The 18,612-nt window shown below is 60.6% G+C and carries 20 protein-coding genes; 12 read left to right on the top strand and 8 right to left on the bottom strand.

Annotated elements, in window-relative coordinates; translation table 11 throughout:
- The first annotated feature begins 152 nt into the window (after nucleotides 1-152).
- The 3 genes from ACLBW8_RS19595 (at nucleotide 153) to ACLBW8_RS19585 (ending at nucleotide 2,185) form a co-directional block, all read left to right on the top strand.
- Complete coding sequence (locus ACLBW8_RS19595; RefSeq protein WP_407017080.1) at nucleotides 153-926, top strand: DUF2076 domain-containing protein; 774 nt, start codon at nucleotides 153-155, stop codon at nucleotides 924-926.
- Between the two features lie 128 nt (nucleotides 927-1,054).
- Entirely contained in the window at nucleotides 1,055-1,531 is a 477-nt protein-coding gene (locus ACLBW8_RS19590) for a LabA-like NYN domain-containing protein (RefSeq protein ID WP_053258147.1), read from the top strand.
- Between the two features lie 42 nt (nucleotides 1,532-1,573).
- A complete protein-coding gene (locus tag ACLBW8_RS19585; protein ID WP_221295693.1) occupies nucleotides 1,574-2,185 on the top strand; it encodes a 3'-5' exonuclease in 612 nt (203 codons plus the stop codon).
- Between the two features lie 139 nt (nucleotides 2,186-2,324).
- Here ACLBW8_RS19585 and ACLBW8_RS19580 read toward each other — a convergent pair whose 3' ends face one another.
- Entirely contained in the window at nucleotides 2,325-2,633 is a 309-nt protein-coding gene (locus ACLBW8_RS19580; protein WP_447806121.1) for a DUF3077 domain-containing protein, read from the bottom strand.
- Nucleotides 2,634-2,967: 334 nt separating this feature from the next.
- Between ACLBW8_RS19580 and ACLBW8_RS19575 the strand changes: the two genes are divergently transcribed.
- Complete coding sequence (locus ACLBW8_RS19575) at nucleotides 2,968-3,534, top strand: hypothetical protein (RefSeq protein WP_447806120.1); 567 nt, start codon at nucleotides 2,968-2,970, stop codon at nucleotides 3,532-3,534.
- Nucleotides 3,524-3,787 (top strand): acyl carrier protein, encoded by a 264-nt coding sequence (locus ACLBW8_RS19570; RefSeq protein ID WP_447806119.1) that lies wholly within the window; start codon nucleotides 3,524-3,526, stop codon nucleotides 3,785-3,787. Before ACLBW8_RS19575 ends, ACLBW8_RS19570 begins: the two co-directional genes overlap by 11 nt.
- Before the next feature lie 120 nt (nucleotides 3,788-3,907).
- On the opposite strand, the gene ACLBW8_RS19565 is transcribed toward ACLBW8_RS19570, so the two are convergent.
- Nucleotides 3,908-4,369, bottom strand: coding sequence for an Lrp/AsnC family transcriptional regulator (locus ACLBW8_RS19565; protein WP_053258144.1), 462 nt, complete (start codon nucleotides 4,367-4,369; stop codon nucleotides 3,908-3,910).
- 160 nt (nucleotides 4,370-4,529) lie between these two features.
- Here ACLBW8_RS19565 and yedA point away from each other — a divergent pair, with 160 nt between their 5' ends.
- Both yedA and ACLBW8_RS19555 read left to right on the top strand, forming a co-directional pair.
- Nucleotides 4,530-5,426 carry a drug/metabolite exporter YedA gene (gene yedA / locus ACLBW8_RS19560; RefSeq protein ID WP_221295690.1) on the top strand — a complete coding sequence of 299 codons (897 nt, stop codon included), beginning with the start codon at nucleotides 4,530-4,532 and terminating at the stop codon, nucleotides 5,424-5,426.
- Between the two features lie 47 nt (nucleotides 5,427-5,473).
- Nucleotides 5,474-6,811: a DEAD/DEAH box helicase gene (locus ACLBW8_RS19555; protein WP_262666323.1), complete on the top strand. Its 1,338-nt coding sequence runs from the start codon at nucleotides 5,474-5,476 to the stop codon at nucleotides 6,809-6,811.
- 112 nt (nucleotides 6,812-6,923) lie between these two features.
- Here the strand turns inward: ACLBW8_RS19555 and ACLBW8_RS19550 are convergent, their stop codons facing one another.
- The gene (locus ACLBW8_RS19550) at nucleotides 6,924-8,150 is read right to left on the bottom strand and encodes a TIGR03862 family flavoprotein (RefSeq protein ID WP_447806118.1); all 1,227 of its coding nucleotides are present in this window, start codon (nucleotides 8,148-8,150) and stop codon (nucleotides 6,924-6,926) included.
- Nucleotides 8,151-8,320: 170 nt separating this feature from the next.
- Nucleotides 8,321-9,241 (bottom strand): histone deacetylase family protein, encoded by a 921-nt coding sequence (locus ACLBW8_RS19545; RefSeq protein WP_447806117.1) that lies wholly within the window; start codon nucleotides 9,239-9,241, stop codon nucleotides 8,321-8,323.
- A gap of 75 nt (nucleotides 9,242-9,316) precedes the next feature.
- Here ACLBW8_RS19545 and ACLBW8_RS19540 point away from each other — a divergent pair, with 75 nt between their 5' ends.
- The 3 genes from ACLBW8_RS19540 to ACLBW8_RS19530 are packed head-to-tail and all read left to right on the top strand — an operon-like array spanning nucleotide 9,317 to nucleotide 11,381.
- Nucleotides 9,317-9,886: a GNAT family N-acetyltransferase gene (locus ACLBW8_RS19540; RefSeq protein WP_064454246.1), complete on the top strand. Its 570-nt coding sequence runs from the start codon at nucleotides 9,317-9,319 to the stop codon at nucleotides 9,884-9,886.
- Nucleotides 9,887-9,927: 41 nt separating this feature from the next.
- Nucleotides 9,928-10,797, top strand: a complete 870-nt coding sequence (gene tesB, locus ACLBW8_RS19535) for an acyl-CoA thioesterase II (RefSeq protein WP_064454245.1) — start codon at nucleotides 9,928-9,930, stop codon at nucleotides 10,795-10,797.
- Nucleotides 10,794-11,381, top strand: a complete 588-nt coding sequence (locus ACLBW8_RS19530) for an HAD family hydrolase (RefSeq protein ID WP_447806116.1) — start codon at nucleotides 10,794-10,796, stop codon at nucleotides 11,379-11,381. Before tesB ends, ACLBW8_RS19530 begins: the two co-directional genes overlap by 4 nt.
- A gap of 168 nt (nucleotides 11,382-11,549) precedes the next feature.
- Here the strand turns inward: ACLBW8_RS19530 and ACLBW8_RS19525 are convergent, their stop codons facing one another.
- From ACLBW8_RS19525 to ACLBW8_RS19515, 3 genes are all read right to left on the bottom strand, one after another.
- Nucleotides 11,550-12,536, bottom strand: a complete 987-nt coding sequence (locus tag ACLBW8_RS19525; RefSeq protein WP_447806115.1) for an alpha/beta hydrolase — start codon at nucleotides 12,534-12,536, stop codon at nucleotides 11,550-11,552.
- Nucleotides 12,537-13,424, bottom strand: a complete 888-nt coding sequence (gene ypfJ, locus ACLBW8_RS19520; RefSeq protein WP_064454242.1) for a KPN_02809 family neutral zinc metallopeptidase — start codon at nucleotides 13,422-13,424, stop codon at nucleotides 12,537-12,539. It lies immediately after the preceding gene.
- A 171-nt stretch (nucleotides 13,425-13,595) separates the two neighbouring features.
- Complete coding sequence (locus ACLBW8_RS19515) at nucleotides 13,596-14,012, bottom strand: membrane lipoprotein lipid attachment site-containing protein (protein WP_064454241.1); 417 nt, start codon at nucleotides 14,010-14,012, stop codon at nucleotides 13,596-13,598.
- A 199-nt stretch (nucleotides 14,013-14,211) separates the two neighbouring features.
- Here ACLBW8_RS19515 and ACLBW8_RS19510 point away from each other — a divergent pair, with 199 nt between their 5' ends.
- A complete protein-coding gene (locus tag ACLBW8_RS19510; protein WP_407017086.1) occupies nucleotides 14,212-15,090 on the top strand; it encodes a DMT family transporter in 879 nt (292 codons plus the stop codon).
- Nucleotide 15,091: 1 nt separating this feature from the next.
- Here ACLBW8_RS19510 and ACLBW8_RS19505 read toward each other — a convergent pair whose 3' ends face one another.
- Nucleotides 15,092-16,426 (bottom strand): MFS transporter, encoded by a 1,335-nt coding sequence (locus tag ACLBW8_RS19505; RefSeq protein ID WP_447806114.1) that lies wholly within the window; start codon nucleotides 16,424-16,426, stop codon nucleotides 15,092-15,094.
- 225 nt (nucleotides 16,427-16,651) lie between these two features.
- Between ACLBW8_RS19505 and quiC the strand changes: the two genes are divergently transcribed.
- Nucleotides 16,652-18,553, top strand: coding sequence for a 3-dehydroshikimate dehydratase QuiC (quiC, locus tag ACLBW8_RS19500; RefSeq protein ID WP_447806113.1), 1,902 nt, complete (start codon nucleotides 16,652-16,654; stop codon nucleotides 18,551-18,553).
- The last annotated feature ends 59 nt before the right edge of the window (nucleotides 18,554-18,612 follow it).

Below are 18,612 nucleotides of genomic sequence, written 5' to 3'. Positions count from 1 at the left end.
CCAACACTTTAACCGATCATGACGAGAGGTAAGCAAACGTAAACCTTTCGTAAAGACCATTGAAACGTCTAGTAACAGCCCCATAACTGTTACGTAGCTTGCCTGACCCTGGGCAGGCCCATGATTTCTACCGGCAATCTAACGAGGTCGCCATGAACAGCGAAGAGCAAACCCTGATCGATGGACTGTTTTCACGGTTGCAGCAAGCCGAAACGGACTCAGCCCCCCGCGACGCCCTGGCCGAAGCGCGGATCAAGGAGCACATGACTCGCCAACCGGCCGCCGGGTACTACATGACCCAGTCGATCCTGGTGCAAGAGCACGCGATCAAAAGCCTCGACGCGCAGAACAAGCAACAGGCGCAACAGATCCAGCAATTGCAGGACGAGTTGCAACAAGCCAAATCCCAGGCGGCGCAGCCTGCGCAGAGCAGCGGTGGTTTCCTGTCGAGCATCTTTGGTGGCGGCAGTTCCCGTGACGCCCAGCCTGCGCAAAGCGCCCCGACGTCTTCCGGTGGCGGCTGGCGTGAGCCGGCGCGGCCATCATTCGGCCAGCCCGCGCCGCAACAGCAGAACTACGGTGCGCCGCAGCAGAACTACCAACAGCCGCAACAAGCGCCTGCTGCGCCCATTGGCAGTGGCTTCCTCGGTGGCGCGCTGAAAACCGCCGCCGGTGTGGCGGGTGGCGTAATGCTGGCCGAAGGCATCAGCAGCCTGTTCAACCACAACTCGCAACAGCCGCAAGTGGTAGAAGAAATCATCCGCGAAGAGCCGGCGCCTGCCAGCGACAACAGCAACTGGGGCAACGACGACCAGAAGTTTGCTGGCAATGACAACTGGGGCAGTGACAACGCCTCCGACAGCTTCGCTGACAGCGACTACTCCGACGATTCCTCCTCTTTTGGCGACGACGACTCCTTCGTCTGACCCGCACTCAACCGGGGCGCTTCGTCGCCCCGGGCTGATTTTTCGCTGAAACTTTCCCATGGCTGGCATACTGGCGCCTTTGCGGACCTTCGCGTTCGAGGTCCAAGCGGCAGCCATGGGGAAGTGCGGTGAAGAAAATTGCGGTGTTCGCCGATGTACAAAACCTCTATTACACCGTGCGCCAGGCGTATGGCTGCCACTTCAACTACGCCGCCCTGTGGGCTGACATCAGCGCGCGCGGGCAGATCGTCGAGGCGTATGCGTATGCCATCGACCGTGGCGACAGCAAGCAGCAGCAATTCCAGCAGATCCTGCGCAACCTGGGCTTTACGGTAAAACTCAAGCCGTACATCCAGCGCGCCGACGGCTCGGCCAAAGGCGACTGGGACGTGGGCATCACCCTCGACATCATGGACGCCGCCGACCACGTCGACGAAGTGGTGCTGGCCTCTGGCGACGGTGATTTCGACATGCTGCTCGACCGCATCATCCAAAAGCATGGCGTCGAAGCCGTGGCCTACGGCGTGCCGGGCCTGACGGCCAACTCGCTGATTCGCGCCGCCAGCCGCTACGTGCCGATCGAAGGCGCGCTGCTGCTCAAATAAGCGCGGCGGCCCACTAAATTGTTAGACGGAGTTGGAACAGGTTTGGAACGTATAGCGGTCATCGACTTTGAAACCACCGGCATCACCCCGAGCAGCCACTGCCGGGCTACGGAAATCGCGGTGGTCATCCTTGAGCGCGGCCAGATCGTGGACCGCTACCAGAGCCTGATGAATGCCGGCGTGCGTGTGCCGGGCTTTATCGAACAACTCACCGGCATCAGCAACGCCATGTTGCGCAGCGCGCCTCCGGCCGAGCGGGTGATGAACGAAGTCAACGAGTTCGTCGGCACCACGCCACTGCTGGCGCACAATGCTGCGTTCGACCAGAAGTTCTGGGACTTCGAACTGGGCCTGATCCGCCGCACCCGCCTGCAAAAATTCGCCTGTTCCCTGCTGCTGGCCCGTCGCCTGATGCCGGCGGCGCCGAACCACAAACTCGGCACCCTCAACAGCTACGCCCAACTGCCCCACACCGGCAAGGCTCACCGGGCGATGGCGGATGCGGAGATGGCGGCCAACCTCACGGCGCACCTGGCCGAGCAATTGCGCGGTACGCATGGGTTGCGCGAACTGTCCCACGACCTGCTGTGCACCTTGCAGAAAGTGCCGGCGGCGAAGATCAATGAACACCTGAAGAAGCATCGCGGGTTCTAAACCGGCCACCCGCCCAAGAACACAGACGTGTCAAATGTGGGAGGGGGCTTGCTCCCGATAGCGGTGTGTCAGCCAATCATCCAGTGACTGACACACTGTAATCGGGAGCAAGCCCCCTCCCACATGAGTTATGCGGTGTTCACCGAGGCTGCACACACTCCAACGCCCGACCCACCACGTCCTTCGCCATCCCCACCAAATGCATCACCGCCCGCTGTTGCGCATTCATCGCCTCTGCTGAACCGTGCGCCGTCTCCACCGCGCAATGCAGCAAGTCGGCCGCATGGGCGAGGGCGTCTTCGAAGCTCAGGTTGTCATTCAGCAAAAAGTTGGGCGCGTCCGGGGCGGAGGCTTTGAGGTAGTAGTCGATGGCTCGGCGGTTGAGCAGGGCGTCTTCGCTGAGGAAGTTTGTCTGGGTATCAGTTGAAGCAGAGGTTGCTTTGACCATGTTGAATCTCCGGGACTTTTGACGCTCTCCTTCCGCCAATTTCGGCTTGCACTTCCGGTCACCGAAGGGCCGATGACGTGGTGAAGACTAGCGGCGGAATTCAGCCGGAACAAGGCGTGAAATGGCGCTCGGAAACCTCCCGCAAATAAAAGGGATCAGTCTTGCTGGCCACTAAAACATCAGCTGTTTGTGGGGCCTTTTACGCTCTTTCTGAATAGTCAGTAGGGGAGTCCCTATTGCACTGTCGGACCTTTCTGATTTTTCCCTCCGCCCCTCCATCGCCCTTTGCTGCGACCTAACATCCCGCCTGTCATTTACGTAAAGGAACTACGTCATGCAGGAAAGCGATCTACACACCGCAATCATGCAAAGCCAATTTGAACTCGCGCAAAATGGCATCGATTTCGGCTCAACTTCCAGCATGGCGTTTCATTTGGGAAATACGATGACCAGCTGCCCGGCCGTCATGGTTTTGCCTCATTCGCCTGGCTGGACACACGGCGCCCATTACACGTTACTCAGGCCCGCTCAGGCGGACTCCACCGCGCCTGACACCACTGTTGACGACCTCTGGAAATGCACGCAGCAGCACTACGACTTGGCGGCAGCAACGGTTCTCACCGGAGCGGCGGGCATACCCATCAGCAAAATCGCCGTGGGGACATGGGTTCACGTCGGCTCCCGCAAAACGATGAACCTGGCCAGTCTCATTGGGATGCGCTTTTTCCCTCGTACACTGATCAGACAGCCAACAATGGCTAGGATGGCAAAAGCAACGTTTGGCACCGTCCGCGTAGTTGGCATTATTGGGCGGGGCATTCCCTTCGTTGCTGCGGGACTAGCTGTTTTTGATCTGATCAGTATTGGCAAGTGTGCCTATGAGGCGAGAAATGGACGGTAACCTGACCCGGGCCGAGATCAGCGAAAAAGTGATTCAACTGTTTCTTGATATCATTGGTTTTATTGATCGAAGCCAAGTGACGGAAAATACGGATTTCATCCATGACTTTAAGATCATCGATGATGATTTGACCTGCTTTGTCATGCAGGTTAAGTGGCAATTCAACCTGCAGACGACTCAGGAAGACTGGGATCACATCACGAGCATCAAGCAGATTGTCGACTTGATCGTTCAGCGCTCAATTTTGCAGTGAGGCCGCTGACGCTATCGCAGGCAAGCCAGCTCCCACATTTGACCGAGCTCGCCAGGGCTGGATGCAATCTACTGTGGGAGCGGGCTTGTCGGGTCGCCGCATCGCCGCGATGGCGGTGTATCAGCCGCCGTTTTTGCCATTGGCCTCCAACTGCCCCAACGGCACCCGCCGCTCTATCGCACTGGACAAAATAATCGAGGTCTTGCTGAACCCGAACTTCGCCACCCGGTTGATCAGGTTCTCCAACTCCGGCATCGAGCCCACCGCCGCCTGCATGATCACGCACGGGTCGCCCGTCACTCGGTGGCATTCGGTCAGTTCGGGGATTTCAGCCAGTGCGTCGTACACCTTCTGGCTGCCGTTGTTGGTCAAGCGCAGTTCGATTGTGCACTGGATCGGCAAGCCAATTTTGGACAGGTCCACCTTGGCCTGATACCCGGTGATTACGCCGCTGGCTTCCAGCTTGGCCACGCGTTCAGCCACGGCTGGCGCGGAGAGGTTTACCGTGCGGGCCAGTTCGGCGTAGGAAGCGCGGCCGTCTTTAAGCAAGGCGCTGAGGAGCATGCGGTCGTATTTGTCCATGATAAGGCTCTGGTCACGCGTGGCTTTCGAATCCACGGGTTATAGCCTTCATAACCATGCTTTGAAAAGTGTATGGGCGCTTTAAACAGGTTTTGTAACTTATGTTTAGCGTGCTGCCTTTCTAGAATAAGCCTCCAATTTCCTGCCGCAGAGCTACCCAATGCCTGGCCCACGTCGCTTTCCCTTACCGTTGATCGCCGCCTTTTTTGCTCTGTATGTGATCTGGGGTTCTACCTACCTGGTGATTCGAATCGGCGTGGAATACTGGCCGCCGCTGATGCTGGGCGGGATTCGCTTTTTGGTGGCGGGGTTGGCGATGTATGGTTATTTGCGCTGGCGCGGGGCGCCTGCGCCGACGTGGGTGCAGTGGAAGGCCGCCGCCAAGATCGGCATTTTGCTGCTGACCTTTGGTAATGGCGCGGTGACGGTGGCCGAGCACACGGGGGTGGCCTCCGGTGTGGCCGCGCTGGCGGTGGCGACGGTGCCGTTGTTCACCTTGTTGTGCGGGTATTTCTGGGGCGCGCGCAATACGCGTCTGGAGTGGGCCGGGGTGGTGCTGGGGATTATCGGCATCGCGATGCTTAACATGGGCTCCAACCTGCAATCGAGCCCGACGGGTGCCATGTTGCTACTGTTTGCCGCCGCCTCCTGGGCCTTCGGTTCGGTATGGAGCCGGCATTTGCCGCTGCCGCCGGGCGCCATGGCCAGCGCGGCCGAGATGATGATTGCCGGTGTCTTGTTGCTGGTGGGCAGTGCGTTGACCGGTGAGCGACTGCATTCCATCCCGCCGGTTGAGGGCTGGCTGGCCTTGGCGTATCTGGCCGTGTTTGGCTCGATCATCGCCTTCAATGCCTATATGTACCTGCTCAAGCACGTGCGCCCGGCGGCGGCGACCAGCTATGCCTACGTGAACCCGGCCGTCGCCGTGTTGTTGGGCATTGTGTTTGTCGGCGAGACCATCGGCATGGAAGAAGCCTTGGCGATGCTGGTGATCATCAGCGCCGTGCTGTTGATCAGCCTGCCCCAGTGGCGAAAGCCCAAGCCGGAAATAAGGTAAACTGCCGCGCATACGCCTATGCGCTGAATTTTTCCTACGGTAAACACATGACTTTCGCCACCCTTGGCCTGATCGAACCCTTGCTGCGCGCCCTTGAGACGCTTGGCTACCAGACCCCGACGCCGGTGCAGGCGCAAGCCATTCCGGCGGTGCTGGCCGGTCGCGACCTGATGGCTGCGGCCCAGACCGGCACCGGCAAGACCGCCGGTTTCGCCCTGCCGCTCCTGCAATTGCTGACCATGGAAGGGCCGAAAGTCGCCGCCAACTCGGCGCGCGCGCTGATCCTGTGCCCGACCCGCGAGCTGGCCGAGCAGGTTCACGCCAGTGTCGCCGAGTACGCCCAACACCTGCCGCTGACCACCTATGCGGTGTACGGCGGCGTGAGCATCAACCCGCAGATGATGAAGCTGCGCAAGGGCGTCGACATTCTGGTGGCCACGCCTGGCCGCCTGATCGACCTGTTCCGCCAGAACGCGCTGAAACTCAACCAGCTGCAAACCCTGGTGCTGGATGAAGCCGACCGCATGCTCGACCTGGGCTTCTCCGAAGAGCTGGCGAACATCTACCGCATGCTGCCGAAAAAGCGCCAGACCTTGCTGTTCTCCGCGACCTTCTCCGATGAGATCCGCCTGCTGGCCGGGCAGATGCTCAATGACCCGCTGACCGTCGAAGTCAGCCCGCGCAACGTCGCCGCCAACACCGTGAAACAATGGGTGGTACCGGTCGACAAGAAGCGCAAGGCAGAGCTGTTTGTGCACCTGATGCGCAAAGGCCGCTGGAAGCAGGTGCTGGTGTTCGCCAAGACCCGTAATGGCGTGGATGCGCTGGTGGATAAGTTGCAAGGCCTGGGCATCAATGCCGACGGCATCCACGGCGACAAACCCCAAGCCACCCGCCAGCGCGCACTGGACCGTTTCAAATCCAGCGACGTGCAGATTCTGGTGGCCACCGACGTGGCGGCCCGTGGCCTGGATATCGAAGACTTGCCGCTGGTGGTCAACTTTGACCTGCCGATCGTGGCCGAGGACTACATCCACCGTATCGGCCGTACCGGCCGCGCGGGCAACACCGGTGAGGCGATTTCCCTGGTGTGCGCCGATGAAGTGAACATGCTGTCGGCCATCGAGATGCTCACGCGTCAGACCCTGACCCGCAAGATGGAGGCGGATTTCGAGCCTGAGCACCGCGTGCCGGATACCGATGCCAGTGGGCAAGTGGTGAAGAAGCCGAAGAAACCGAAGAAGCCTAAGGCGTCGGGCGGCGGCGGCGGTAAGCGCAATTTGGGTAAGTGGGTGGACAGTGGGGATGCAGCGCCGGCTGAGCCGTCGATCAAGCCGGTGCGTAAGGTGCCGGTGTTTAATACTGGGCCGCGTAAGAAAAAATAAGATTTGAGGCGTTATTGAGGGCCTCTTCGCGAGCAAGCCCGCTCCCACATTTGAAATGCATTCCAAGTGTGGGAGCTTGCTCGCGAAGGCGGCTTTGAGTTCGCTACAGACCTCAGTGCTTAAGCCACTCCAACATCCCTCGCCCAGCCGCTCGCCCGCTGGTAAAGCACCCTGTCAGTAGGTAGCCGCCGGTCGGCGCTTCCCAATCCAGCATCTCCCCCGCACAAAACACGCCCGGCAATTGCTTGAGCATCAACCGCTCATCCAACGCCTCGAATGGCACGCCACCGGCCGTGCTGATTGCTTCATCCATCGGCCGGGTTTTTATCAAGGTCAGCGGCAATGCTTTGATATCCACCGCCAACTGCGCCGGATCATTGAAATGCTCCGCCGGTGCCAACTCACGCAACAGCGCCGCTTTGACCCCATCCAACCCCAACTGGCTGTGCAAATGCTTGCTCATCGAGCGCGAACCACGCGGTTTGGCCAAGGCAGCCTGGACTTTGTCCAACGGCTTGCTTGGCAGCAGATCGATATGCACGGTGGCTGAGCCCGTGCGGTTAATCGCTTCACGAATCGGTGCCGACAGCGCATAGATCAAACTGCCCTCGATGCCCATGGCCGTGACCACACATTCCCCCAGCCGAGGCTTGTCATCCCCTAGGCCGATGGCGACGTTTTTCAACGGCGCGCCGGCGAATTTGCTGACCATCAATTCGCTCCAGGCTGACACCTCGAAGCCGCAATTGCTCGGTTGCAGAGGCGCGTAGGGCACGCCTTTGTCTTCCAGCAATTTGAGCCAGGCGCCATCGGAGCCCAGGCGCGACCAGCTGCCACCGCCCAAGGCCAGCAACACTGCATCGCTGTGGACAGTTTTCTCACCCTCCGGGCTGTGGATAAGTAAACCACCGTCGGCCGTCCAGCCCAGCCAACGATGGCGGGTGTGGATAACCACGCCTTGGTCGCGCAGGCGCTTGAGCCAGGCGCGCAGCAGCGGCGCCGCCTTCATGTCAGTAGGAAAAACGCGGCCGGAGGTGCCGACAAAGGTTTGAATGCCCAGGCCATGAATCCATTCGCACAACGCCTCGGCACCAAACCCTCGCAGCAACGGCGCCATCTGCGGCGCGCGTTCGGCATAGCGCGACAGGAACGCCGGGTACGCCTCGGAGTGGGTGATGTTCATGCCGCCCACGCCCGCCAGCAGGAACTTGCGCCCCACCGACGGCATGCCGTCATACAGGTCAACCTGCACGCCCGCCTGGCTCAAGACTTCAGCGGCCATCAGCCCGGCAGGGCCGCCGCCGATGATAGTGACGTGTTGAGACGGTGTCTGAGGCATGGGCAAGGCTACGGTCGCGGAATAGGCCGAGCATTCTACCCGACGCCGGCATCACTGCCTGATCAAAAAACGTACACTTTCCTACAAGCCATGCGGTTACTCGCTTTCAGGCCCTTACGCTCAAGTTATCCACAGGCCGTTCCACAGGCATTGTGGGTAACGCCCACACTTCAATGACAACCGGATGACGTCCACACCCGCTGTGCACTGTGATGCAGGATGCCGTGGCGGCGGGCCAGGGCAGGGCGGTCCTTGCTGTAGCCACCACCGATCACGCCCATGACCGGGATGTCGCGGCCCAGGCAGTGGCGCATCACGCTTTCATCACGCGCGGCGACGCCTGCGTCTGTCAGCTTGAGGTAACCGAGGGCGTCATCTTTATGCACATCGACACCGGCGTCGTAGAGCACCAGGTCCGGCTGGTAGAGCGGCAGCAGGTAGTTGAGCGCGTCGTCCACGGTTTTGAGGTAGTCGGCATCGCCCATGCCCATGGGCAGCGGGATGTCCCAGTCGCTCTGGGCCTTGCGGGCGGGGAAGTTTTTTTCGCAGTGCAGCGACACGGTGATTGCATCCGGCGTGTCGTGAAGGATGCGTGCGGTGCCGTCGCCCTGGTGCACGTCACAGTCGAAGATCAGTATGCGGTTGACCCGCCCGCTGGCCAGCAGGTACTGGCTGATCACCGCGAGGTCGTTGAAGATACAAAAGCCGGCCGGGTAATCGTAATGGGCGTGATGAGTGCCACCCGCCAGGTGGCAGGCCAGGCCGTGTTCCAGCGCTTGTTCGGCGGCCAGTATCGAGCCGCCGACCGCGCGCACAGTGCGCCGGGCCAGGGCTTCGTTCCAGGGCAGGCCAAGGCGGCGTTGGTCTTCGCGGGACAACTCGCCGCTCATGTAGCGTTCGATATACCCAGGTTCATGGGCGAGGGCCAGAATCTCTGCCGGGCACAGCTCCGGGCGCAGCAATTGGCTGTCCTCCGTCAGGCCGCTGTCCACCAGGTGGTCGCGCAACAGGCGAAACTTATCCATAGGGAACCGGTGGTCCGCTGGGAACTCGGGGCTGTAGTCGTCGTGGTAGATCAATGGCAAGGGCATGGGATTTTCTGACGGGAACCTGCGAAGGATCTTACCAGCGCTGTACACTCACGCACATGGCAAGGGAGGGGACCCATGGAGCCGATACTCGAGTTGGAAAGCGCACGTCTGGTGCTGCGCCAATGGCGCGACAGCGACCTGCCGGAATTTGCGCGCATGTGCGCCGACTCGCAGGTGATGCGCTATTTCCCGGCCAAGCTGAGCCATCTGGAAAGCGCCGCGCTGATTGGGCGGATTCGCGGCCATTTTGCCGAATACGGCTTTGGCTTTTGGGCCTTGCAGCGCAAGGACACGCGCGAGTTTATCGGCCTGACCGGGCTGCAAAATGTCAATTTCGAAGCCGACTTTGTGCCGGCCGTCGAGATCGGCTGGCGCCTGGCCCGTGAGCACTGGGGCCTGGGCTACGCCAGCGAAGCGGCCTGGACCGCACTGCGCTGTGGTTTCGATCGGCTGCAACTGGATGAAATCCTGTCCTTCACCACCGAAACCAATCTGCCATCACAAAAAGTCATGCAGGCCATCGGTATGCATTACGATCCCCAGGCAGATTTTGAACACCCCAAGGTCGCAGCCGATGACCCGCTGCGCCATCATGTTTTGTACCGCATCACCCGCGCCCAATGGTTGGACACGCTGCACGGATAAGCAGCCCGGAATGCCCTATCGATTGTTGTAGGAGTTGCTCTATGAGCCAAGTATTGGAAGATCTGGTGGACTTGCTGACCCTGGAGCCGATCGAGGAAAACCTCTTTCGCGGCCGCAGCCAGGACCTGGGCTTTCGCCAACTGTTCGGCGGCCAGGTGCTCGGCCAGTCGTTGTCGGCTGCCAGCCAGACCGTAGAAGAAGCGCGGCACGTGCATTCCTTGCATGGTTATTTCCTGCGTCCCGGCGACGCCGCATTGCCGGTGGTGTATTCGGTAGACCGTGTGCGCGATGGCGGTAGCTTCAGCACCCGCCGCGTCACCGCGATCCAGAAGGGCAACCCGATTTTTACCTGCACCACTTCGTTCCAGTACGACGAACAAGGCTTCGAGCACCAGACCACCATGCCAGTGGTCGTTGGCCCGGAGAACCTTCCGTCGGAACTGGAGCTGACCAAACAGCGCGCGCACCTGATCCCTGAGCACATGCGCGAAAAGTTGCTGTGCCCCAAGCCCATCGAAGTGCGCCCGGTCACCGAGAAAGACCCGTTCAACCCGCAACCGTCCGACCCGGTCAAGTACGTGTGGTTCCGGGCCGACGGTGCCTTGGCTGATTCGCCGGCGCTGCATAAATACCTGTTGGCCTATGCGTCGGACTTCGGTCTGCTGACCACCTCGCTGCTGCCCCACGGCAAGACGGTGTGGCAAAAAGATATGCAAGTCGCCAGCCTCGACCATGCGCTGTGGTTCCACGCTGACCTGCGCGCCGATGACTGGTTGCTGTACGCGATGGACAGCCCGTGGGCCGGCAACTCGCGTGGGTTCTCGCGGGGCAGCGTGTACAACCGCGCCGGGCAACTGGTGGCTTCGGTCACCCAGGAAGGCTTGATTCGCCATCGCAAGGATTGGGCATGAGCCTGGCGGACATTAAGCACTGGGTCTTTGATATGGACGGCACGCTCACGGTGGCCGTGCATGATTTTGCGGCCATTCGCGTGGCTCTGGAGATTCCGCCCGAGGATGACATTCTCACCCACCTCGCGGCGTTGCCGGCAGAGGTGGCGGCGGTCAAGCATGCATGGTTGCTGGAGCATGAGCGGGCGCTGGCCGTTGGCTCGGTTGCCGCAGACGGCGCAGTGGAGCTGGTGCGTGAGCTGGCCGGGCGCGGCTGTCGTCTGGGCATCCTGACCCGCAATGCGCGGGAGTTGGCGCATATCACGCTGGAAGCAATTGGTCTGGCGGACTGCTTTGCTGTCGAGGATGTGCTGGGGCGTGAGGATGCGCCGCCCAAGCCGAATCCGGGTGGTTTGCTGAAACTGGCGACGGCTTGGGAGGTGGCGCCGAGCGAGATGGTGATGGTCGGGGATTACCGCTTTGACCTGGACTGCGGCCGGGCGGCCGGGACCAGGACGGTGTTGGTGAACGTGCCGGAAAACCCGTGGCCGGGGTTGGCAGATTGGCATGCTGAAGATTGCGCCGCCCTGCGCCAGATGATCTAAACCTGGCACCGCACATCAAATGTGGGAGGGGGCTTGTGTGGGAGTCGGGCTTGCCCGCGATAGGATCACCTCGGTATGGCTGACAGACCGAGGTGTGCGCATCGCGGGCAAGCCAGCTCCCACAAAAAGCCTTTTCCCACATTTTTAAGCCGGCTTCGTCAGTGCCTGCTATTTCCCGAACAACACCTTCTCGCCCTCCGGCGAGGTAAACATCTTGTCCCCGTCGTGCCCGACTCCCGGTACTTCCACCAGTTTGTGACTCAGCTGCGGATGACGCGCTTTGAGGTAATCAAAGTAGTTATGCCCACGAATCAGCCGATACGCGCCCTGGGTTTCGGCTTCGCAGCTTTTATCCAGCGCCGGGTGGTTCGGGTCGGTGTCCTGCTGGCCCAGCAGGTAGGTAATGTCGCGTGATACGTAAGCCTGCTCAAGCTGCTGCGCACTCTGGCCCTTGGCGTAGTCCGGCAGGTTTTGCATGCCGTACTTCCAGTCGTTGAAGCCCGGGCAACTGGCCGCATCAAACTTTACCGGACGCTGCGGGCTGAAGTAGGCGTAGGACGATGGGTTGGCCACCACATAACGCAGGCTGATACCTTCGGTTTGCAGCAGCGGGTGGTCGTGCCCGGTGAGCGCAAAACGCTGTATCACTTGGCCACCGCCGGAGTGGCCGGCGACGACGATTTCTTTCAGCGCCGGGAACAGCTTGCGGTTACCCAGGTGCTTGATGATCTGGTCAAGTGCGCCGTAGGAGCTGACCTGGCCCGGGCCGGTCGACGGCGCGCCGGCCATCCAGTCATTGCCGTTCCAGCGCAGCACTTGGTGGTCCAGGTGGTTGCGTTTTACATCCGACTCATTCAGAAACTGCGGCGCGATCACCAGAGTGCTGGCGGCCAGCCCGGCGTGTTCGGCGGCATCTTCGCCACTTTTCAGGTAGGTCTGCGCGTTACGCAGGCGACCGTGCACGATGATCAGTGCGCGGGTTACCTGAGGCAGCGGCTTGCCCCAGTCCTGGCTCAAGCCGAGACTGAGATCGCCCGCATCCAAGTGAAAACGATCGGGGCTGACCACCTTGACGCCGTGGTCTTTCTCGGCGGCCCAGGTGAAGGAGGAACACGTGATTAACACGCCGAACAGCAATCCCAATCGTTTATTCATTTAAAGACTCTTCGCTGTAAAAGTGTCGCATTGAGAGATCTGGCCCTGGGCGAAGCCGGTTTTAAACCAGCGAACGCGCTGTGCCGAGGTGCCGTGGGTAAACGAGTCTGGCACGACGCGCCCTTGACCCTGTTGCTGCAAACGGTCGTCGCCGATGGCGTTGGCCGCATTCAGTGCCGCTTCAATATCGCCGGGCTCCAGCCAGTTCAGGCGTTTTTGCGCGCGGTTGGCCCACACGCCGGCGAAACAGTCGGCTTGCAACTCCTGGCGTACCAACAGGCCGCCATCGCCTTGCATCTGCCGGCCCTGTTGGCGCGCGGCCTGGATCTTGGCCGAGATGCCCAGCAGCGTTTGCACGTGGTGCCCGACTTCGTGGGCGATCACGTAGGCCTGGGCGAACTCGCCGGAGGCCTTGAAGCGTTGTGACATTTCCCGGAAGAAATCCAGGTCCAGATACACTTGCTGGTCGGCCGGGCAATAGAACGGGCCGCTGGCCGAGGTGGCGCCACCGCAGGCGGAATTCACCCGGCCACGGAACAGAATCAGTTTCGGGTTCTTGTAGGCCAACCCATTTTCCTGGAACACCTGGCCCCAGGTGTCTTCCGTGTCCCCCAGAATCGCTCGGACGAAGTCGGCCTGCTGATCATTGGCCGGCGGAGCCTGTTGCGATTGGGTGCTCACCGAGGGCGCTTGTTCCATCTGGCCGGTCAATTGGCCGAGGATCTGCATCGGGTCCTGGCCGGTCAGCCAGCCGATGCCGACAATCAGCACAATCGCCGTAAGGCTCAGGCCCTTGCCGCCACCAAAACGCATGCCGCCACCACCGCCTCCACTGTCATCGCGGGCATCCACCACGTTGTCGCTGCGTCGGCCTTTTTTCCATAGCATGGGGCAATCCTCTCGATAAACCTGTGGAACACTTTTTTCAGAACAGTGTTGTTGGTGCGTATGAATGGCGCCAGCCCGGCTGTCCGACAAGTAACGAGAGCTGCGTAGTATCGCTGCTGTCAGTCGGTGTCGGCACGGGCGCCAGATGAAAGTTGTGTCAGCAAAACCGGGTCAGTCGCGGCAATAACCTTCGCCGGTATCGACCACCAGGCAGTCTTTTTTATCCGCCAGCCATTTCAGTCCGGTGGCTTCACCGTCGCCGGCGCGCAGCAGTTGCGGGCCGTCCGGGCGAGTGAACGTGATGCCTTCTTCGTTGGCTTCACCCTTGAAGGTGCCTGAGTCGTCGGCGTCGAGGCCGTACTTCATGGTGAGGAGGTAGTGGCCACGGCCGATGCTGTCGTCCTTGGCGATGCTCAGGTTCAGGCCTTCGACGCCCATCCACGTGCCGACCCATTTATCGGTGGGCGGGGTCGCCGGTACCAGCGTGGCTTGCACGGAGGCGGGCGCAGGTTTCGGGGCTTCCTTGGGTTCCTTATTACAGGCGGTGAGCAGGGCAAGGGCAGAAAGAACAAAGAGTGTCTTTTTCATAGCGGCAAGGCCTTGGTTAAAAAGTGTGCAACGCGCGGGCTAACGTGCAGCGTTGGACTCAAATCCCGTGATTTAGTGCGCTGTTCGCACGGTGTTTGGTTATGCTCTTGGGGCAGACTTCGGCCCGGCTGCTAGATTACCGGGTTGAGTGCTACCGCGTTCAGTGCTCAGCGTTCAGCCCGCCATGCAAGAGAATTAAATGACTGTCAGCACACCCCTTTCCGGCGTCAACCATCCTTTCAAAGGCATCCTGCTGATTGTGGTGGCGACGTTTCTGTTTTCCAGCCACGACGCCTTGTCCAAATACCTGGCCGGGTTCTATCCGATTGTGATGGTGGTGTGGGCGCGTTACCTGGTGCACACCTTGCTGATGGCCGGGATCTTCCTGCCGCAATCGGGCTTGCGTGTGCTGCGCAGCAAGCGCCCGGGGATGCAGGTGGTGCGGGCGTTGTGCCTGTTGGGCACGAGCCTGTTCTTTACCGCTGCGCTGCATTACATCCCGTTGGCGGAAGCCACGGCGGTGAACTTCCTGGCGCCGATCCTGGTGACGGCGCTCTCGGTACCGTTGCTTGGTGAACGCGTGACGCGTGGCCAATGGCTGGCGGTGATCTGCGGGTTTATCGGCGTGCTGATCATCATCCACCCGGGCGGCGAGTTGTTCACACCGGCGGTGTTGCTGCCCCTGTGTTCGGCGCTGTTCTTCTGTTTCTACCAACTGCTCACACGCATCTTGAGCAAATACGACACCCCGACCACCAGCAACTTCTTCGCTGGCCTGTGCAATACCTTGGTGATGAGCGCGCTGGTGCCGTTCTTCTGGCAGCTCCCTACGCTGTGGCACGGTGTGTTGATGCTGGCGCTGGGCAGCTGCGGGATGACGGCGCACTTGATGTTGACCCAGGCCTTCCGCTTCGCGGCGCCGGCCTTGCTGGCACCGTTCGGCTATTGCCAGATCGTGTTTGCGGGGTTGTTGGGCTGGCTGGTGTTCAACCATACCCCCGACTTGACCACGGTGGTCGGCATCGGGGTGATCTGCATGAGTGGGTTGGCCGCTGCCTGGCAGCAGCGGCGTCGGTGAGTCAAACCTCGACGGTAGGAATCTTGCGCGGCGCCATGAAGTACATCCAGGTCAGCGCGATGAAGTACATCGCCGGGATCAGGGTGAACAGCACGGTGTAGTTGTTGTTCGTCACCGTAAGGATATGGCCGACGATCTGGGTCATGAACATGCCGCCGATGGCTGCGCACATACCGCCGAAACCGAACACCGTGCTCATCATGTGCTTGGGCGTGTAGTCCATCACCAGGCTCCAGATGTTGGCGGTCCAGGCCTGGTGCGCGCCGATGGCCAGGGAGATGGCAAACACCGCGACCCACAACTGGCTGGAGCCGGCCGCCATGATCACGCCGACGATGCAGCAGGCAAACAGCAGCATCGACAACAGCCGCGCCTTGATCGCATTCATCCCACGGCCGATCAGGAATGACGACAGAATCCCACCACCCACGCTGCCGAAGTCGGCTGTCAGGTAAATGATGATCAGCGGGATACCCATCTGGGTCACGTTGATGCCCAGGTTGTATTGCTGGTTCAAGAACGGCGGCAGCCAATACAGGTAGAACCAGAACACCGGGGCGGTCATCGCATAGGCCAGGGCGAAGGCCCAGGTGCCGCGCATGCGCAGGATGCGGCTGAAAGGCACGCTCGGTTGTTCCGGTTCGGATTCCTGTTGCACGTAGTCCAATTCGGATTGTTTGGCCGTTGGATGGTCTTCCGGGTTGTAGTACTTCAAACCCCAGAACACCAGCCAGATTGCGCCCAGCGATGCCATGCACAGGAACGCTGCCTGCCAGCCCCATACATGCAGGATCAGCGGCAGCAGCATCGGCGTCATCATTGCGCCCACGTTGGTGCCGGCGTTGAAGATACCGGTGGCCACCGCGCGCTCACCGGCCGGGAACCACAACCGTGTGGTCTTGACGCAAGCCGGGTAGTTGGCGGCTTCGGTCAGCCCGAGGATAAAGCGGCACACCATAAAGCCGACGGCCGAGGTGGCCAGGCCGTGGGCGCCGGTTGCCAGGCTCCATAACAGCACTGCGCAGAAGAACACGCGCTTCACGCCGACGCGGTCGATCAAGCGACCCTGCAGCACAAAGCCGATGGCGTAGCCGACCTGGAACCAGAAGTTGATGTTAGCGTAATCCATCGCCGTCCAGCTCATCTCTTTGGCCAGGATCGGTTGCATCACGCCCAGGGCGGCGCGGTCGATGTAGTTGAGGGTGGTGGCGAAGAACACCAGGGCCAGCATGCCCCAGCGAGTTTTACCCACGGCCAGTGCGCCACGGATTTTGTCGCCGATGCCGGCGTGCGGGTTGCCCGGGCGCGCGGCCAGGGCGGAGTTTTGCAGAGGCATGAGGTCGTACCCGTTTTTTGAAATTTTTATGGTGTGTTCTGGGTCTTTTTTTCTTTGAAGGTTGCGTCGTCGATGGTGCGCAGCGGTTAAAAAACCGTCAATTCGCCAAACGGGCATAGTGTTCGGTAATCGCACGAAAAACTAACCGGTTCGTACATTTTAATTGCTGCGTGTAGGCTAGGGGCGAATAATTTGCCGCAAATAACAACTGCCGGGAGTCGCCCCATGCAACGTTCCATTGCCACCGTTTCCTTGAGCGGTACCCTGCCGGAAAAGCTCGAAGCCATTGCCGCCGCCGGGTTTGATGGGGTTGAGATCTTCGAGAACGACCTGTTGTATTACGACGGCAGCCCGCGGGAAGTTAAACAAATGTGTGCCGACCTCGGCATCGCCATCACGTTGTTCCAGCCGTTTCGCGACTTTGAAGGCTGCCGCCGTGATCGCCTGGCACGCAACCTGGAACGCGCCGAGCGCAAGTTCGATTTGATGCAGGAGCTGGGCACCGACCTGGTGCTGGTGTGCAGCAATGCCTCGGCCGATTGCGTGGGCGATGAACGCATTCTACTGGATGACCTTGGCCTTTTGGCGGAGCACGCCGGCCGCCGTGGCCTGCGTATTGGTTATGAAGCACTGGCCTGGGGCAAGCACGTGAACACCTGGCAGCAGGTGTGGAACCTGGTGCGTCAGGTCGATCACCCAAGCCTCGGCGTGTTGCTCGACAGCTTCCACACGCTGTCGCTGAAGGGCGACCCAAGCGCCATCGCCGAAATCCCTGGCGACAAGATCTTTTTTGTGCAAATGGCCGACGCACCGATCCTGGCCATGGATGTGCTGGAGTGGAGTCGACATTTCCGCTGTTTCCCAGGGCAGGGCGAATTTGATTTGGCAGGGTTCCTGGCGCCGATTATCAAGACGGGTTACACCGGGCCGTTGTCCCTGGAAATTTTCAATGATGGTTTTCGCGCGGCGCCGACCCGAGCGAACGCGGCGGATGGCTTGCGTTCGCTGCTGTACCTGGAAGAGAAAACCCGTCAGCGCCTGGCACAGGAACAACCGGCTGCGCCGGTGGATATTTTGTTTGAAACCCCGGCCGCCAGCGAATACGACGGCATCGAATTCCTCGAGTTCGCCGTAGATGAAAGCCTCGGCGCCAAGCTGACCCACTGGCTGGAACGCCTGGGGTTCGTCAAGGCCGGGCAGCACCGTTCCAAGAGTGTGAGCCTGTTGCGCCAGGGTGATATCAACCTGATTCTCAACTGTGAACCCTATTCCTTCGCCCATAACTTCTTTGAAGCCCACGGGCCGTCTTTATGCGCCACGGCGATTCGGGTCAAGGACAGCGCTAAAGCGTTGGAGCGGGCGGTGGCCTACAAGGGCCAGCCCTATCGCGGACTGGTCGGCCCCAACGAGCTTGAACTGGCGGCCGTACGTGCGCCGGACGGCAGCCTGATTTACCTGGTGGACCCGAGTGAAGGCGGGCTTTACGACACCGACTTCAATCTGCAACCGGCCACCGCCGCAAGTGGCGGCCTGTTGCGTATCGACCATATGGCCATGGCGCTGCCGGCCGACAGCCTCGACAGCTGGGTGCTGTTCTACAAGAGCCTGCTGGACTTTGAGGCCGATGACGAAGTGGTGCTCCCCGACCCCTACGGGTTGGTAAAAAGCCGCGCGTTACGCAGCCGCTGCAGTTCGATTCGGTTGCCGTTGAATATTTCCGAGAACCGCAACACCGCGATTTCCCACGCGCTGTCGAGTTATCGCGGCTCGGGTGTGCATCACATTGCCTTCGACTGTGCGGACATTTTCGCCGAGGTGAGCCGCGCCAAAGAGGCGGGCGTGCCGTTGCTGGATATCCCGCTCAACTACTACGACGACCTGGCGGCGCGGTTTGATTTCGACGACGAGTTCCTCAGCGAGCTGGCGTACTACAACGTGTTGTACGACCGTGACGCCCAGGGCGGTGAGTTGTTTCATGTCTACACCGAGCCGTTCGAAGGGCGGTTTTTCTTTGAGATCATCCAACGCAAAAATGGCTACGCCGGTTATGGCGCGGCCAACGTGGCGGTGCGCCTGGCAGCAATGGCCAAGTCCCGCAGCGGCGCGGCACGCCAGGCTCGGTTGTAACGGCTGACAGGTGCTTCCTTCAGAGGGCGCTGCGGCCCATAATCATGGCCTGCATAACA

This window comes from Pseudomonas sp. M5A4_2d (assembly GCF_053345295.1).
Note: the sequence above shows the minus strand (reverse complement) of the source record. Positions and strands in the feature narration are given on the sequence as shown.